Consider the following 16357-nt stretch of genomic DNA (forward strand, 5'->3'; position numbering starts at 1 on the left):
CGCTCATGCCACCGAACTTGCTGCGCCACAGGTAGTACGAGGCCTCACTGAAGCCATGTTGGCGGCACAGATCCTTGATCGGCATGCCGGCCTCCGCCTCGCGCAGGAAGCCGATGATCTGTTCTTCAGAAAAGCGCTTCTTCACGTCCAATCTCCTTGTCGTTGAGGATTGGACTCCAAACCGTCGTGCTACTCAATCCCGGGGGGACGTCGGCTCCCCCTTGGGACTGAGCCCCACCACTACTTTCAATAAGGCGCTGCTCGCGTCCAGCGATTGCATCAGGATTTGAAGAGTTCTTGTCCACCGTGGCAGGACGGTACCCATCTGCAGTTTTGGCTTGATGATCTGGCTGAGCTGTACGCTTTGCCACCTGCTGCTCAGGCGTCCCTGTTCCGCTCGTTCTCCCTGAGTATGTTGGCTTGACCGGATGGTCGCTGCATATGCGACGCTTGTGACCGACGAGCAGCGCGCCATCGGCTCGGCGGTGTAGACGTTCCATCCCGAGTAATGCTCGAAGGTCCCCCCAGGTAGGGAATGTCGATGTCCCAGTCGCCCATCGGCAGGTTGGGAATCCCTTCGCCTGGCACCGCATACTTCCGCCCCAGCGCCACAGGCAAGTTGTTGTTGCCCGGAATGGAGACGTCGCTGACGGCGAAACTGAGCTCGCCCGTGTAAAGGTTTACGGCGTCGCCAAAGAGCTGCGGCCCTTCAGCCGTGATGCGCTCGCGCGATTTGATCAGCTTGGAGTATTCCTCCCTAGGCTGCGCGGCCCAGACTGGCTGCGTGAGAAGTACGAAGGCGCACAGCAGGGTCCGACCCGCCGCCCGAAGGAGAGGCTTCATAGGATGTGATTCCTTTCTGACGTTCCACGGCCTCCCCACTCATTGAATTGAGTCGGACAGCCCCCTGTTACCGATGTGTCGTGCTGCTGTCGGCTCCCCAGTCGAACAGCATCGGGTTTGTATCACGGGTAGGCGAGCTTCACAATCTCGGAAGGACGTCGGTCGGGGCGTCCGCAACAAGACCAAGGTGTTCAAGCGCGTCGCCCGGCAGCACCGGGACGACACGCTTTTTCTCCTGAAAGTCCGGGCAGCCCTCCCCGGCGCTGGGTGAAGGGCCGGTTTCGTCCCTTACCCCCCGGCCATCCATTTCAGGATCAGGCCGGTCACATAGGCCAGGCCGGTACCGGTGGCATAGCCCACCGTGCCGAGCAGCACGCCCACCGGTGCCAGCGACGGATGGAACGCCGCGGCGACCACCGGGGCCGATGCGGCGGCGCCGATGTTGCCCTGCGAACCAATGGCGAAGAAGAACAGCGGCGCGCGCACCAGCTTGGCGACGATCCACAGCACCAGGATGTGGGTGAGCATCCAGATCACACCCAGGGCAAACAGCCACGGGCGGTCCAGCAGCGACATCAGGTCCATCTGCATGCCGATGCAGGCGATCAGGAAGTACAGGAACACCGTGCCCAGGCGCGAAGCGCCGGCCGCTTCGAGTCGGCGCGCACGGGTGAAGCTCAGACCCAGGCCGAGCGCGGTGGACAGCAGCACCACCCACACGAACGGGCTGTCCAGGCTGAACTGGCTGGCCCAGCTGACGTTCTCCTTGAACCAGCCGCTGAGCGGCGCGGCAATCGCATGGGCCAGACCCACGCCGCCCAGCGCCACGCCGACAATCACCATCAGGTCGGTCAGGCTGGGAATGCGCGCGTTCTGCGCCTCGTAGGCGGAGATGCGTTCTTTCATCTCGTCGATGGCGCGGGTGTCGGCGCCGTTGCGGATGTCGATCTGCTTGGCGCGATTGGCCAGGAACAGCAGGATGGCCATCCACAGGCTGGCACAGGCCACATCGACCACCGCGAACTGGCCGAAGGTGGTGGCGTCGGTGCCGAACACTTCGCGCATCGCCACCATGTTGGCGCCGCCGCCGATCCAACTGCCGGCCAACGCCGCCATGCCCGTCCAGGTATCGCCGGCCACCGTTTCGGGGTGGATCCAGGACATCACCTGGAACGACACGATCGCGCCGAGCATGATGCCAAGCGTGCCGGCGCAGAACACCAGCAGCAGCTTGGGACCGAGCTTGATCACCCCCTTGATGTCGATCGACAACGTGAGCAGCACCAGCGCGGCCGGCAGCAGGACGTCACGGGCGATCGGGTTGTACAGCGTGGTGTTGTGCCCGTCGATCAGACCGGCGGTGTTGTAGATGGCCGGGATGAAGTAGCACAGCAGCAGCGCCGGGACCCAGGCGAAGATTTTTTTCAGGAGCGGGGTCGGGCCGCTGGCAGCCCAGAAAACAAGGGCCAGGGTGGCGGCAATCAGGCCGAGGCCGACGATGTCGCTGGTGATCAGGGCAGTACTGGGTTCGGTCGGCATGACGCCATCCTCTGTCGATCGAAGGGATAAAAAAAGCGCCGCATGTAGCGGCGCGTAGTGAGCTTAACATTGTCTTCACGACGGGCCGTGCCGCGGCGCAGCGTGGCCCGGGACGATCACGACGTCGGCCAATCCGGCAGCGACGCGCCCAGATCGAGAATCACCCGCGTCCCGCGTGGCTCGCACGGCTCGATCTGCAGGGCCCAGCCAAGGTGCTCGCAGAGGCGGGCAATCAGCTCCAGCCCGATCCCGCTCTGCTCATTGCGGTAGCCGCGGGCCATGCGCGCGTGCACCGCGGCGATTTCTTCCGGACTCATGCCGTGCCCGGGATCCTGCAGCGTCACCACGGCCTGCGGCGAGACCTCGATGCGGATGGTGCCGCGCCCGCTGTTCTCGATCGCATTGCGCAGCAGGTTGCCGATCGCTGCCTGCACCACGCCGAGTGGCGCCACGATGTCCACCCGGGCCAGTCCACCGAGGTCGATGCGCAGGTCCTTGTCGCCCATCAGGTGGCGATGGTCTTCGATGATGTCCGGCACCAGCTGGTCCAGCGCGATGCGCTCGCCCAGCGCCGCCAGCCGGGCCGGATCGCGCGCCAGCACCAGCAGCAGCTGGATCAGCTGCTCCACGCCCTGCGCGGTGCGCCGCACCCGCTGCATCTGCTGCCGCGCCCGATCGGGCACGTCCGGCTCGCCCAGCGCGAGCTCGGCCGCGCCGGTGATCACCGCGATGGGCGTGCGCAGCTCATGGCTGGCGGTACTGATGAACACACGTTCGCGCTCGACGAACTGCTCGTTGCGCGCCAGGTAGTCGTTGAGCGCATTGGCGATGACATACAACTCCGAACTGCCGCGCGGATCCACTTCCACACGCTGCCCCGGCACGCCCGGACGCAGTTCATCGATGCGGCGCGCCAGCGAGCTGAGCGGGCGCACCAGGCGGCCCACGCCGAAGGACGCCATGAGCACGGTGACAATGATCATCACCACGCCGGCCAGCATCACCCAGCGCGTGGCGAACTGCTCCAGCTCGTGGAAGTCGTTGATGTCCAGCACCAGCGCGAGACGGCCCAGATGGGGCGTCTCGCGCACCATCACCGCGCTTTGCCGGCCGCCGACCATGACCCCGTCGTGCAGACCCGGATGCAGCGCGCGCAGGCTCTCCGGCGCGTCGCTGGCGTCATTGATGTAGAACAGGCGCAGGGTGTCCGAATCCTGCCAGCGGTAGTGCGGCTCGTGCTCGATGTGGTTGACGATGCTGTCCAGTTCGGAATTGAGCAGCGCGCGCCATGCTGAATGTTCGGCATGCTCGTGCACGTAGTTGCCCACGCTGAACACCGCCAGTGAGATCAGCGCCAGATACCCCAGCAGCCACCACACCATGCGCCGGTGCAACGGTGCCGGCCGGCGCGTGGCACTACGCCATCTCATCGCTGCTCCCTGCGGCGCTGACGCCGAGTCGATAGCCCACGCGCGGCAGGGTGTGGATCAGCTTCTGCTGGAACGGACCGTCGACGCTGCGGCGCAGTTCGTAGATGTGCGAGCGCAGCAGGTCGCCGTCGGGCAGTTCGTCGCCCCACAGCGCGAACTCCAGCTGCTGGCGGGTCACGGCGCCCGGGCTGGCACGCATCAGCACCTCCAGCAACTTGCGGCAGGCCGGGTACAGGTGCAGCGTCTTGCCGTCGCGCTGCGCTTCCAGCGTGGCCAGGTCCAGGCGCAGGTCCGCCACTTCCAGTGCCTTGCGCGGGTTGCGGCCGTTGGCACGCACCATCAGCGCTTCCAGTCGCACCTCCAGTTCGGGCAGGGCGAACGGCTTGGTCAGGTAGTCGTCCGCACCGGCCCGGAACCCGGCGATCTTGTCGGGCAGCTCGTCGCGGGCGGTGAGCATGATCACCGGCACTTCCGAGCCGTGGTCGGCGCGCAGCCGGCGCAGCACCTCCGGCCCCTCCATGCGCGGCAGCATCCAGTCCAGCACCAGCGCATCGTAGGGGTGGGTGACGGCCAGGTGCAGGCCGGTCACGCCATCGGGGGCCACATCGAGCACATGTCCCCGCGATTCGAAATAATCGAATAGATTGGCGACCAGCTGGCGGTTGTCTTCGATGACCAGAAGCCGCATGGGGATACTCGGTGTGAAGGATCACGGCATGGTAGCGGGAACCACGTCGGAATCCGGTCGCAATACGATGCATTTCGACGCTTTTCCCACGCTGTCGGGGAGACAGTGACTGTTTGTTGTAGGGTCCGCGGATGCACCACACCTCACGTTCGGCACGCCTCTGGCGTCCCTTGGCCTGCCTGGCCATGCTGCTGGCCCTGGCGGCCGGCATTGGCCTGCGCCAGCCCTCGCCCCCGGATGAACCGCGCTTCGTGCTGGCCGCCCGCGCAATGGTCGATACCGGGCAGTGGCTGCTGCCGCACCGGGGCAACGAGCTGTACGCCGAGAAGCCACCGGTGTTCATGTGGATGCAGGCCGCCAGTCACCAGGTGTTCGGCGGCTGGAACCTGGCCTTCCTGGTCCCGTCGCTGCTGGCGGCACTGCTGACGCTGTGGCTGACCTGGGACCTGACCCGGCGCCTGTGGAACCGCCGCGTCGCGTGGTGGGCCGTGCTCGCCTTGTTCAGCTGCCTGCAGTTCGGGCTGATGGCCAAACGCGCGCAGATCGATATGGTGCTGGTGGCGATGACCACCCTGGCCATGTGGGGTCTGCTGCGCCATCTGCTGGAAGGCCGCAACCTGACCGCACTGTGGATCGCCGGCATTGCCGCCGGCGTGGGCACGGTGACCAAGGGCGTGGGCTTTCTGCCGCTGCTGGTGCTGCTGCCGTGGGCGGTGTGGCGCTGGCGCGGCCGGGCGCTGGACCGGCCGGCCGTGCCGGCACGTACGCTGTGGTGGCTGCTGCCCGCCTTCCTGCTGGGCACGGCGGTGTGGCTGGCGCCCCTGGGCATCGCGCTGCTGAGCGACCCCGACCCGAGCCTGCACGCCTATGCGCGTGAGCTGCTGTTCAAGCAGACCGGCACCCGCTACGCCAATGCGTGGCACCACGTGCAGCCGGCCTGGTATTACCTGCAGGTGATGGCGACGTTGTGGCTGCCCGGCAGCCTGCTGCTGCCGGCCCTGCTGCCGGGCTGGTGGCGGCGCCTGAAGCGGCTGGACGGCCGCTACTGGCTGCTGCTGGGCTGGTGCCTGCTGGTGCTGGTGTTCTTCAGCGCCAGCCCGGGCAAGCGCGAGGTCTACATCTTCCCGATGCTGCCGCTGCTGTGCGTGGCCGCCGCGCCGCTGCTGCCCGGCCTGCTGCGCCGGGCCGGGGTGCGCTGGCTCCTGCTGGCCTACGTGGCGCTGCTGGCAGTGGGCGCGCTGTACATCGCCGTGAACCTGCACGGCGGCAGCCCGTGGGCGCACGCGCAACTGGCCCGGCGTGACATGCCCGACAGCCTGCTGCCGGTGCTGGGCAACTGGCTGCTCGGCTTCGGCGTGGTGCTGGCGGTTCTGGTGGTGTGGCTGCGCCAGCGCCGCGCCGGCCTGCTGGTGGTGGTCACCGCGGTCCTGCTCTGGAACCTGTATGGCTGGGGCCTGATGCCGACGCTGGACCCGTACAGCTCGGCCTCGGCGCTGATGCAGCGGGTCGGCCAGCGGATCGGACCGGACGCCGAACTGGGTCTGGTGGCCTGGCGCGAGCAGAACCTGCTGCAGGCCGATCGCAAGGCCGCCGTGTTCGGTTTCAAGCGGCCCTGGGACCAGCAGTGGCAGGACGCCGGCCCGTGGCTCGCGCAGGCGCCACAGACCCGCTGGGTGCTGGTGCTGGACGAGGCGATGAGCCCGTGCGTGGATCGTGCCCAGGTGATCGAGATCGGCAGCAGCAACCGCAACCGCTGGCAGCTGTTGCCGGGTACCGCGTGGCGCAGCGACTGCACCGCGCACCTGCCCAGTGATGCTGCCGACCCGGACACGGACTGAACCGATGACGCATCCGGCCGCCGTTTAACCCTGGGCCAACATTGCTCCGACCCCGCTCCGACACTGCGCTGATGACCATGACGCCGGATCATTCACCGGCTCCCGCGCCCATGTCCTCTGCGTTCCCCGCTTCCGTGCCGCACCCCCTTGCCGCCGCGCCCGCGGCGGTCGGATTCCTGCGCCGCCATCTGTGGTCCCCGCTGCTGGCCGCCCTGCTCGTCAGCGCGGTCCTGATGGGGGCCGGTGGCGACCAGTGGCTGGCCGACCAGTTCTATCGGCTGGAGGGCCAGCAATGGGCTCTGCAGAACGCGTGGGTCACCAGCCACCTGGTGCATCGCGGCGGCAAGTGGGCCAGCAGCCTGGCCGCGCTGATCGCGATCGTGGCGTGCTTCCACGCCTGGCGCCAACCGCGCCTGGCACGCTGGCGCTGGCCACTGCTGTACCTGGTGCTGGCGGTGGCGCTCGGCACGGGCGCGGTGTCGCTGCTGAAGTCATTGACCAACATGGATTGCCCGTGGGACCTGGCCCGCTACGGCGGCGCCCGCGAGTACATCGGCCTGTTCGCTTCACGGCCGCACGACATGGCGCGTGGCATCTGCTTTCCTGCCGGTCATTCCAGCGCCGGCTTCGCCTGGGTGGCGCTGTACTTCTTCGCGCTGATGGTCCGCCCGGCGTGGCGGTGGCGTGGTCTGTCGGTGGGACTGGTGGCCGGCGCGACATTCGGCCTGTCGCAGCAGCTGCGGGGCGCGCACTTTCTCTCGCACGACCTGTGGACTGTGACCACCTGCTGGATGGTGTCACTGGGTCTCTACCTGGGTGTCCAGGCCATCGCCGCACGCCGCCAGGCGCGCGGCACGCTGCAACTGCAAGGAGAGCGGGCATGAGTGCATCGGTGTCGCGCGCGCAGCGCTTTCCGGCCCTGTCACAGCTGCTGGCCTGGCGCCCGCAGTGGTCAACCGAGACCCTGATCGCGGCGACCAGCCTGTTCTTCGCAGTCGCCTGCAATGGCCTGTTCTGGCACAGCGCGATGGCCACCCACCCGGGCAGCCTGCGCTTCGCCCTGTCGCTGCTGTTGTTCCTGGTCGGCGCACACTGCCTGTTGATGGGACTGCTGGTCTGGCGCTGGAATGCCAAGGGGGTGGTCAGCGTGCTGCTGCTCTGCACGGCGCTGGCCGCGCACTACATGGGCAGCTACCACATCTATCTGGATGCGGACATGCTGCGCAACGTGCTGGCCACCGACCACAAGGAGAGCCGCGAGCTGATGACCCCGGCGATGCTGCCGCCTGTGCTGCTGCTGGCGGTGTTGCCGATGGTGGTGGTGTGGCGGGTGCAGCTGATCCGTCGCGGCTGGGGCCGCACGCTGCTGTGGCGCGCCGGTTTCCTGCTGCTGTCGGCGCTGGTGGCATTTGGCGGGGCCATGCTGTCGTTCCAGGAAATGTCGGCCCTGATGCGCAACCAGCGTGAAGTGCGCTACCTGGCCACGCCGGGCAACATCCTGCTCGGCCTGCCCAAGGCGCTGCGCGGCGACAACCCGATCCAGCGCGCGCCGAAGCTGCCGATCGGCACCGATGCCAAGGCCACACCGCGCGCGGCCGGCAGCCGGCCGCGGCTGCTGGTGATCGTGATGGGTGAAACCGCACGTGCGCAGAACTGGGGCCTCAACGGCTACGCCAAGCAGACCACACCGCAACTGGCGCAGACCAACGTCATCAACTTCCCGGACATGCATGCCTGCGGCACCAGCACCGAGGTATCGCTGCCCTGTCTGTTCTCGCCCTATGGCCGTCACGACTACGACGAAAAGAAGATCCGCGCGCACCAGTCGCTGCTGCATGTACTGGATCGCGCCGGCATCGGCGTGCTCTGGCGCGACAACCAGTCCGGCTGCAAGGGCGTCTGCGAGGGCCTGGAGATGCAGGCACTGGACGATGCCAGGCATCCGACCCTGTGCGCGAACGGCCGCTGCATGGACGAGATCCTGATCGACGACCTGGCGGCGCAGGTACGTGCCAGGCCGGGCGACCGGGTGGTGGTGCTGCACCAGTTGGGCAACCACGGGCCCAGCTACTACGAGCGCTACCCGGCGCGGTTCCGCCACTTCACGCCCACCTGCGACACGCCGGACCTGGGCAGGTGCAGCCGTGAGCAGATCACCAACAGCTACGACAACGCGCTGCTCTACACCGATCACCTGCTGTCGCGCACGATCGGTACGCTGCAGGGCATGGACGACTACGACACCGCGATGATCTACGTGTCCGATCATGGCGAGTCGCTGGGCGAGAAGGGCCTGTACCTGCATGGCGTGCCCTACGCGATCGCCCCGCAGGAGCAGACCCGGGTGCCGATGACGATGTGGTTCTCGCCCGGGTTCGCTGCCAATCGTGGGCTGGACCTGGCCTGCGTGCGCCGGCGCGCCACGGCCTACACCGATCATGACAACCTGTTTCCCTCGGTGCTGGGCCTGATGCAGGTCAGGACCACGCTGTATGAGCGGCAGCGGGATCTGTTTGCGGGGTGCGAGGCGTAACGCACGGCGCGGCCGGTCTGCCCCGGCAGGCAGAGCGCCCCGCGCAGTGGGCGTTGTTGCCCTGCCCCTTGCGGTGCGGCGGGCGCTTCACTAGCCTTCGCCGGTCTGTCACCACCCAAGGATGTCCCCGTGAACCACCGCCCGCTCCTGCTGGCCCTGGCTGTCGGTGCTGCCGCACTGACGCTGGCGGCCTGCCAGAAGGAACCGTCCCCGGCCGATTCGCCGGCGGCGGGTACCGCTACCCCGTCCGAGACCGCGGACCAGTTCGTCGCCCGGGTCAACGCCGAGTACAAGGCCATGTACCCGGAAATGACCTCGGCGCAATGGCTGTCCTCGACCTACATCAACGACGACTCCGAGCGGGTGGCGGCCAAGGCCAACGAGCGCTGGCTGACGGTGCTCAACGGCTGGATCACGCAGGCGGCGGCATTCGACGGCCAGCCGATGTCCGAGGACAGCAAGCGCGCCATCCACCTGCTCAAGCTGATGACCTCGATGCCGGCTCCGCGAGACCCGGCCAAGCTGGCCGAGCTGACCCGCATCGCCAGCCGCATGGAAGGCGCGTACGGCGCGGGCAAGTACTGCACCGACGACGCCGACCCGGCGAGTTGCCGCCAGCTGGGCGATCTGGAACAGGTACTGGCGCGCAGCCGCGACTACACCCTGCAGCTGGATGCCTGGCAGGGCTGGCACAGCACCACCAAGCCGATGCGTGCCGATTACCAGCGCTTCGTCGGTCTGGTCAACGAAGGCGCCAAGGAAATGGGCTTCGCCGATGCGGGCCAGATGTGGCGCAGCGGCTATGACATGCCGCCGGAGCAGATCGGCCCGGAAACCGACCGGCTGTGGGAGCAGGTCAAACCGATGTACGAGCAGCTGCACTGCTACGCCCGTACCAAGCTGGACACGACCTACGGCAAGGACAAGGCCGAAGTGGACGGCGGCCTGATCGCCGCGCACCTGCTCGGCAACATGTGGCAGCAGGACTGGTCCAACCTGTGGGACCAGCTGGAACCCTACCCGGGCGCGGGCAGCCTGGACATCACCGCGGCGCTGGAAAAGCAGTACCAGACCAACCTGAGCGGCGCGCTGGCCAAGGCCGGTGGCAACGGCGCCAGCGCCGAAGCGCAGTTCAAGGCGCAGCGTGAGGCCGAACTGCGGACCGCCAAGCAGATGACCGAACGCGCGCAGGACTTCTACGTGTCGCTGGGCATGCCGGCGCTGCCGAAGTCGTACTGGGACAAGACCCAGTTCATCAAGCCGCTGGACCGCAATGTGGTCTGCCATGCCAGCGCGTGGGACATGAACATGGACGGCGATGTGCGCACCAAGATGTGCATCAAGCCGAACGAAGAGACCTTCACCACGATCTACCACGAGCTGGGCCACATCTATTACGACCTGGCCTACAACCCGCTGCCGCCGCTGTTCCAGGGCGGTGCCAACGATGGCTTCCATGAGGCGATCGGCGACACCATCGTGCTGGCGATGACCCCGCAGTACCTCAACTCGATCGGCCTGGTCGACAAGCCGCAGGAAAGCCGCGAGGCGACCATCAATGCGCAGATGCGCATGGCGCTGAGCGGCGTGTCGTTCCTGCCGTTCGGGCTGATGATCGACCGCTGGCGCTGGGGCGTCTTCGACGGCTCGATCACCCCGGACCACTACAACCAGGCCTGGTGGGATCTGAAGGCCAAGTACCAGGGCGTGGCCCCGGCCAGCGCACGCGGCGAGGAGTTCTTCGATCCGGGCGCCAAGTACCACGTGCCGGGCAACACGCCGTACACCCGCTACTTCCTGGCGCGCATCCTGCAGTTCCAGTTCTACAAGGGCCTGTGCGACGCGGCCGGCTACACGGGTCCGCTGCACCAGTGCAGCTTCTACGGCAACAAGGAAGCCGGTCAGAAGTTCTGGGCGATGCTGAGCAAGGGCGCCAGCCAGCCGTGGCAGGCCACGCTGAAGGAAATCACCGGCGGCGACAAGCTCGATGCCGGCCCGATGATCGAGTACTTCAGCCCGGTCAACGAGTGGCTCAAGCAGCAGAACCAGGGCCAGATGTGCGGTTGGCAGGTCCCTGCGGCCACCGCCGCGGCCAAGCCGGCAGCAGCGGCTCCCGCCGCCCACTGAGCAGTAATGCGATAAAAAAAGAACCGGCCGCAAGGCCGGTTTTTTTTGGGGGGGCTGTCTGCCGGTTACACCTGACAGCGGCGCCGTTCCGGGGTACCGCAGACGGTGGGACATTCGTCGGCAAGGGCATCGCCGCCCGGCGCCCGCCCATGCGCCGCTGCGCGGGGAACCGTCCAGCGCGCGCGTTGTGTTTGCCGTTGCTCAGGCCTGCGCGGATGCCTTCAGACTGGCGGCGAAGTCCACCTTGTACTGGTCGAAATCCTTGCCGTCGGCCTTGGCCTCGGCATGGGCGGCATCCTTCAACGCGTCCGAGTACACCAGCCGCACAGGGGTGCCTTGGCGCTCGTGCAGTTCAGCCGCCTGCATGATCAGCGCCAGTACGCGCGCCGCGCTGGCGGTCTGCCCGGCGATGCGGCCATCCATGCCCAGCACCCACTCGCCATCACGGCGCACGATCCCGGCCAGCAGCGTGCGCTGCTGGTCACGCAGTTCGGCATGCGGCTCGACCGGGGAGGCCTGGGCCTGCTCGCGGTTGGCGGCCTGGGTTTCGCGGCGCCGGCGGATGTCGCGGCGCAGTTTGGAGGTGGTCGACATCGGGGGACTTCCGGACTGCGTGAAAGTGCACAGGATACCGTACCGGCCGCAAGCGGCCCCCAGGGCATGCCCTGGCCGGTATTGGGGGGCAGCCAGCCGCGGGGCGACGTTGCCCTGCGCCGCCGCGGCGTGCCGCAGGCGTCAGCCCGGCGGCAGCAGGGCCTCGTCGCGGCGCTCGCAGTGCCGCTCCCAGTACCAGAATGTCGCACCGATGGCGAAGAAGCCCGCATAGCCCAATGCCAGATGCAGCGGATTGCCGCTGAGCAGGGGCGACACCACGCCGGCGACGACGGTGTTGATCATCAGCTGGATGAACATCTGCATCGACGAGGCCAGGCCGCGCTGCTGCGGATACATGTCCAGCACCGCCAGCGCCAGAATGGGGAAGATCAGCGCCATGCCGACGCCACCGAGGAAGATCGGCAGCACTGCCCACGGCAGCGCGATCTGCGGCACCGACAGCACATAGCCCAGGTTGAGCAGCGCCGACAGCGCGCACAGGCCGAAGCCGATCGCGATCTGCCGCTGCGCCACCACCCGGCCGGCCATGCGCCCGGACAGGAACGACCCCATCGTCATGCCGCCGATGGTGGGAATGAACAGCCAGGCGAACCCGCCCTCGCCCAGCTTCAGGTGGTGCATCACAAACACCGGCGCCGAGGCGATGTAGAGAAAGATGCCGGAGAAGTTGAACGCACCCGCCGCCGCCAGCCGCAGCAACCGCGGGTGCGAGCCCATGCGCGCATAGCTGCGCAGCAGGGCGCGCATCGACAGCGGCGTGCGCGCCTGTACCGGATGGGTTTCGGGCAGCCACTTGCCGGTGGCCAGCAGCAGCACCACCGCGAACACCACCAGGAACCAGAAGATCAGCGGCCAGTCGCCGCCGCCGAGCAGGATCCAGCCGCCGATGATCGGCGCGATCGCCGGGGCCACACCGAAGATCATCGACACCTGGCTCATCAGGCGCTGCGCATCGGCACCGTGGTACAGGTCGCGGATCACCGCGCGGCCCACGATCACGCCGACGCCGGCGGTCACACCCTGCAGGGCGCGGAACACCAGCAGCGTGGGCATGTCGCGCGACAGCGCGCAGCCGACCGACGCGGCGATGAACAGCACCAGCCCGCCGATGATCACCCGCCTGCGACCGAACGCATCCGACAGCGGGCCGTGCGCCAGGCTCATCAGGCCGTAGAAAAGCAGGTACACGCTGATGGTCTGCTGCACGGCGACCTGGTCCACCTGCATGCGTTCACCCAGCAGCAGGAAGGCCGGGAAGATGGTATCGATCGAGAACGGACCGAACATCGCCAGGCCTGCGAGCAGCAGGGCCAGGCGGCGGGTCGAGGGCGAGGCGGGCGTCATGCGGTCTTCCGTCTGGGCCATGCGCAAACGCACGGCGGGCGCCAGCCCGGAACGGGCGGCGCCAGATGAATACGAGGATCCGGTGATGATAGGCCTTTGTGTGGCCGGGCACCATCGCCACGGCCCTGTTCGGACGCCCATACCACCCCGTATTCATGTGGCGTAGGGACGCAGCGGATCAGGCCGCTGGGCTATAATCGCCTGGCTACATGGTGGGAGAAGCGGACGGTCGTTTTGGGCCAGCCGCTGCCGAAGGCGCAACGCCCGTAATCGCTCAGGCCCGATACCACCCGCACCACAACTCTGGAGAGACCGGCGAGTGCCGGCGCCGAAGGGGCACGGAGCACGCAGATGCGCGCTTTTAAACTCTCAGGCAAAAGGACAGAGGGGCACCCAGGAAGACCGCAGGGTCCGGTGGCTCGCGCCTGTTCGCGCCACGGCCCGGCCGCCTTCCGAACGTGCGTGCCCACTCTCCGAGATGCCAGCCATGTCCAACAACACCCCTTCCCTGCGCGAGCTTGAACACAGCCACGCGTTCGTCGAACGCCACATTGGCCCGAACGACGCCGAGATCGCGCAGATGCTCGACGTGGTCGGCCACGCGTCGCTGGATGCGCTGACCGATGCGATCGTCCCGGCCGGGATCAAGTCGCCGGCACCGCTGGCCCTGCCCGATTCGCTGACCGAAGTGCAGGCACTGGCCAAGATCCGCGCCATCGCCGACAAGAACCAGGTGTTCCGCACCTTCATCGGCCAGGGCTACTACGGCACGCTGACTCCGAACGTGATCCTGCGCAACGTGCTGGAAAATCCGGCGTGGTACACCGCCTACACCCCGTACCAGGCCGAAATCTCGCAGGGCCGCATGGAAGCGCTGATCAACTTCCAGACGCTGTGCGCCGACCTGACCGGCATGGAAATCGCCAACGCCTCGCTGCTCGACGAAGCCACCGCCGCGGCTGAAGCGATGACGCTGGCCAAGCGCTCGGCCAAGTCGAAGTCCGACACCTTCTTCGTGCACGACGCCGTGCACCCGCAGACGCTGGAGCTGCTGCGCACGCGCGCCGAACCGCTCGGTATCGTGCTGCGCGTGGGCACTCCGGCCGAGGCGCTGGAGGCGGAGGCCTACGGCGTGCTGCTGCAGTACCCGGATACCTTCGGCCATATCGGCGACCACAAGGCGCTGGCCGATGCCGTGCACGCCCGTGGCGGCCTGGTGGCGGTGGCCACCGACCTGCTCGCCCTGACCCTGATCGCCGCCCCCGGCGAATGGGGCGCGGACATCGTGGTCGGCAACTCGCAGCGCTTCGGCGTGCCGTTCGGTTTTGGTGGCCCGCATGCCGCCTTCATGGCCTGCCGCGATGCCTACAAGCGTTCGATGCCGGGCCGCCTGATCGGTGTGTCGGTCGATGCGCAGGGCAATGCCGCCTACCGCCTGACCCTGCAGACCCGCGAGCAGCACATCCGTCGCGAGAAGGCCACTTCGAACATCTGTACCGCGCAGGTGCTGCTGGCCGTGATGGCCTCGATGTATGCCGTGTACCACGGCCCGGACGGCCTGACCCGCATCGCCCGCCGCACGCATCGGCTGGCCAGCATCCTGGCGGCCGCGCTGCGCGGCGCCGGCGTCAACGTCGGCGAGCACTTCTTCGATACGCTGCACATCAAGGACATCGACGCCGGGGCGATCCACGCCAAGGCCGCCGCCGCACGCATCAACCTGCGCGCGATCGACAGCGAAGCGGTCGGCATCAGCCTGGATGAAACCGCCACCCGTGCCGACATCGTCGCGCTCGGCCAGCTGTTCGGTGTGAACGTCGATGTGGACGCGCTCGACGCCACCACCGCCGACGCGCTGCCGGCCGGCCTGGTGCGCACCAGCGCCTTCCTGACCCACCCGGTGTTCAACACCCACCACAGCGAACACGAACTGCTGCGCTACCTGCGTTCGCTGGCGGACAAGGACCTGGCGATGGATCGCACCATGATCCCGCTGGGCAGCTGCACCATGAAGCTCAACGCCACCGCCGAGATGATCCCGGTGACCTGGCCGGAGTTCGCCAACATCCATCCGCTGGCCCCGGCCGACCAGGCCACCGGCTACAAGGAACTCATCGACGGCCTGGAAGCGATGCTGGTGGAGTGCACCGGCTACGACGCCGTCAGCCTGCAGCCGAACTCCGGCGCGCAGGGCGAGTACGCCGGCCTGCTGGCGATCCGCGCCTACCACCGCTCGCGCGGCGACGACCACCGCGACGTGTGCCTGATCCCCGATTCGGCGCACGGCACCAACCCGGCCTCGGCGCAGATGTGCGGCATGAAGGTCGTGGTGACCAAGACCGATGCCAACGGCAACGTCGACGTCGAGGACATCCGCGTCAACGCCGAGAAGTACAGCGACCGCCTGGCCGCGCTGATGATCACCTACCCGTCCACGCATGGCGTGTTCGAGGAGGAAGTGGTCGAGATCTGCGAGATCATCCACAAGCACGGCGGCCAGGTGTACACCGACGGTGCCAACATGAACGCCCTGGTGGGCGTGGCCAAGCCCGGCAAGTGGGGCTCGGACGTGTCGCACCTGAATCTGCACAAGACCTTCTGCATTCCGCACGGCGGCGGCGGCCCGGGCGTGGGCCCGTGCGCGGTCAAATCGCACCTGGCGCCGTTCCTGCCCAAGGTGCTGGGCGGCGAAGGCGATGTGGGCATGGTCAGCGCGGCCAGCTTCGGCAGCGCCTCGATCCTGCCGATCAGCTGGATGTACATCACCCTGATGGGCACCGCCGGCCTGCGCAAGGCGACCCAGGTCGCGCTGCTCAACGCCAATTACATCGCCAAGCGTCTGGCCCCGCACTTCAAGACCCTGTACACCGGCCGCAACGGGCTGGTGGCGCATGAGTGCATCCTGGACGTGCGTCCGCTGGAGAAGACCTCCGGCATCGCCGCCGAGGACGTGGCCAAGCGCCTGATCGACTTCGGCTTCCACGCCCCGACCCTGAGCTTCCCGGTCGCCGGCACGCTGATGGTGGAGCCGACCGAAAGCGAATCGCTGCACGAACTGGATCGCTTCATCAACGCGATGATCCAGATCCGTGAAGAAATCGCCGCGATCGAAGACGGCCGCCTGGACCGCGAGGACAACCCGCTCAAGAATGCGCCGCACACCGCCACGGCGGTCTCGGCCAGCGAGTGGGCCCATGCCTACCCGCGCGAGCTGGCGGCCTTCCCGCTGGCCAGCCTGCGCCAGCAGAAGTACTGGCCGCCGGTGGCACGCGTGGATAACGTCTACGGCGACAAGAACGTGATGTGCGCCTGCATCCCGGTCGATGCCTACAAGGAAGACGAGGGCGTGGAGGTCTGAACCTCCCTGCCCTGACGCAACGAAAAACGGCCCGCGCAAGCG

Annotated in this window: 12 protein-coding genes and 1 riboswitch; of the genes, 5 read left to right on the forward strand and 7 right to left on the reverse strand. The window is 67.5% G+C overall.

Annotated features, from left to right (window positions below; genetic code table 11):
* The 5 genes from GDJ08_RS07635 to GDJ08_RS07655 all read right to left on the reverse strand — a co-directional run.
* The coding region (locus GDJ08_RS07635; RefSeq protein WP_153164635.1) for a transposase at nucleotides 1-145 on the reverse strand (145 nt) is incomplete at its 3' end.
* Nucleotides 146-378: 233 nt separating this feature from the next.
* On the reverse strand, nucleotides 379-843 hold the full coding sequence (locus tag GDJ08_RS07640; protein WP_153164636.1) for a hypothetical protein: 465 nt from the start codon (nucleotides 841-843) through the stop codon (nucleotides 379-381).
* A gap of 288 nt (nucleotides 844-1131) precedes the next feature.
* Nucleotides 1132-2382: a DUF819 family protein gene (locus tag GDJ08_RS07645; protein WP_136003111.1), complete on the reverse strand. Its 1251-nt coding sequence runs from the start codon at nucleotides 2380-2382 to the stop codon at nucleotides 1132-1134.
* A 116-nt stretch (nucleotides 2383-2498) separates the two neighbouring features.
* Nucleotides 2499-3812: a sensor histidine kinase gene (locus GDJ08_RS07650; protein ID WP_017356898.1), complete on the reverse strand. Its 1314-nt coding sequence runs from the start codon at nucleotides 3810-3812 to the stop codon at nucleotides 2499-2501.
* Complete coding sequence (locus GDJ08_RS07655) at nucleotides 3799-4500, reverse strand: response regulator transcription factor (RefSeq protein ID WP_017356899.1); 702 nt, start codon at nucleotides 4498-4500, stop codon at nucleotides 3799-3801. Before GDJ08_RS07655 ends, GDJ08_RS07650 begins: the two co-directional genes overlap by 14 nt.
* A gap of 131 nt (nucleotides 4501-4631) precedes the next feature.
* On the opposite strand from GDJ08_RS07655, the gene GDJ08_RS07660 reads away from it, so the two are divergent.
* The 4 genes from GDJ08_RS07660 (at nucleotide 4632) to GDJ08_RS07675 (ending at nucleotide 10998) form a co-directional block, all read left to right on the forward strand.
* A complete protein-coding gene (locus GDJ08_RS07660) occupies nucleotides 4632-6338 on the forward strand; it encodes an ArnT family glycosyltransferase (RefSeq protein ID WP_136003109.1) in 1707 nt (568 codons plus the stop codon).
* Nucleotides 6339-6448: 110 nt separating this feature from the next.
* A complete protein-coding gene (locus GDJ08_RS07665; protein WP_037590791.1) occupies nucleotides 6449-7222 on the forward strand; it encodes a phosphatase PAP2 family protein in 774 nt (257 codons plus the stop codon).
* Entirely contained in the window at nucleotides 7219-8871 is a 1653-nt protein-coding gene (locus GDJ08_RS07670; protein ID WP_136003108.1) for a phosphoethanolamine transferase, read from the forward strand. Before GDJ08_RS07665 ends, GDJ08_RS07670 begins: the two co-directional genes overlap by 4 nt.
* A gap of 129 nt (nucleotides 8872-9000) precedes the next feature.
* Entirely contained in the window at nucleotides 9001-10998 is a 1998-nt protein-coding gene (locus GDJ08_RS07675; RefSeq protein ID WP_153164637.1) for a M2 family metallopeptidase, read from the forward strand.
* A 201-nt stretch (nucleotides 10999-11199) separates the two neighbouring features.
* Here GDJ08_RS07675 and GDJ08_RS07680 read toward each other — a convergent pair whose 3' ends face one another.
* Both GDJ08_RS07680 and GDJ08_RS07685 read right to left on the reverse strand, forming a co-directional pair.
* The gene (locus GDJ08_RS07680; protein WP_017354835.1) at nucleotides 11200-11592 is read right to left on the reverse strand and encodes a hypothetical protein; all 393 of its coding nucleotides are present in this window, start codon (nucleotides 11590-11592) and stop codon (nucleotides 11200-11202) included.
* 141 nt (nucleotides 11593-11733) lie between these two features.
* A complete protein-coding gene (locus tag GDJ08_RS07685) occupies nucleotides 11734-12957 on the reverse strand; it encodes a multidrug effflux MFS transporter (RefSeq protein ID WP_026070575.1) in 1224 nt (407 codons plus the stop codon).
* Between the two features lie 293 nt (nucleotides 12958-13250).
* Nucleotides 13251-13352: riboswitch (glycine riboswitch) on the forward strand.
* Nucleotides 13353-13435: 83 nt separating this feature from the next.
* On the opposite strand from GDJ08_RS07685, the gene gcvP reads away from it, so the two are divergent.
* Nucleotides 13436-16315, forward strand: coding sequence for an aminomethyl-transferring glycine dehydrogenase (gene gcvP / locus GDJ08_RS07690; protein ID WP_026070574.1), 2880 nt, complete (start codon nucleotides 13436-13438; stop codon nucleotides 16313-16315).
* Nucleotides 16316-16357 lie beyond the last annotated feature (42 nt).

Origin of the sequence: Stenotrophomonas nematodicola, from assembly GCF_009467805.1 — a bacterium.
Lineage (GTDB): Bacteria > Pseudomonadota > Gammaproteobacteria > Xanthomonadales > Xanthomonadaceae > Stenotrophomonas > Stenotrophomonas nematodicola.

Coding starts and splice junctions, on each gene's coding strand:
- GDJ08_RS07640 (WP_153164636.1), bottom strand. CDS start 843: ATGAAGCCTCTCCTTCGGGCGGCGGGTCGGACCCTGCTGTGCGCCTTC.
- GDJ08_RS07645 (WP_136003111.1), bottom strand. CDS start 2,382: ATGCCGACCGAACCCAGTACTGCCCTGATCACCAGCGACATCGTCGGC.
- GDJ08_RS07650 (WP_017356898.1), bottom strand. CDS start 3,812: ATGAGATGGCGTAGTGCCACGCGCCGGCCGGCACCGTTGCACCGGCGC.
- GDJ08_RS07655 (WP_017356899.1), bottom strand. CDS start 4,500: ATGCGGCTTCTGGTCATCGAAGACAACCGCCAGCTGGTCGCCAATCTA.
- GDJ08_RS07660 (WP_136003109.1), top strand. CDS start 4,632: ATGCACCACACCTCACGTTCGGCACGCCTCTGGCGTCCCTTGGCCTGC.
- GDJ08_RS07665 (WP_037590791.1), top strand. CDS start 6,449: ATGTCCTCTGCGTTCCCCGCTTCCGTGCCGCACCCCCTTGCCGCCGCG.
- GDJ08_RS07670 (WP_136003108.1), top strand. CDS start 7,219: ATGAGTGCATCGGTGTCGCGCGCGCAGCGCTTTCCGGCCCTGTCACAG.
- GDJ08_RS07680 (WP_017354835.1), bottom strand. CDS start 11,592: ATGTCGACCACCTCCAAACTGCGCCGCGACATCCGCCGGCGCCGCGAA.
- GDJ08_RS07685 (WP_026070575.1), bottom strand. CDS start 12,957: ATGACGCCCGCCTCGCCCTCGACCCGCCGCCTGGCCCTGCTGCTCGCA.
- gcvP (WP_026070574.1), top strand. CDS start 13,436: ATGCCAGCCATGTCCAACAACACCCCTTCCCTGCGCGAGCTTGAACAC.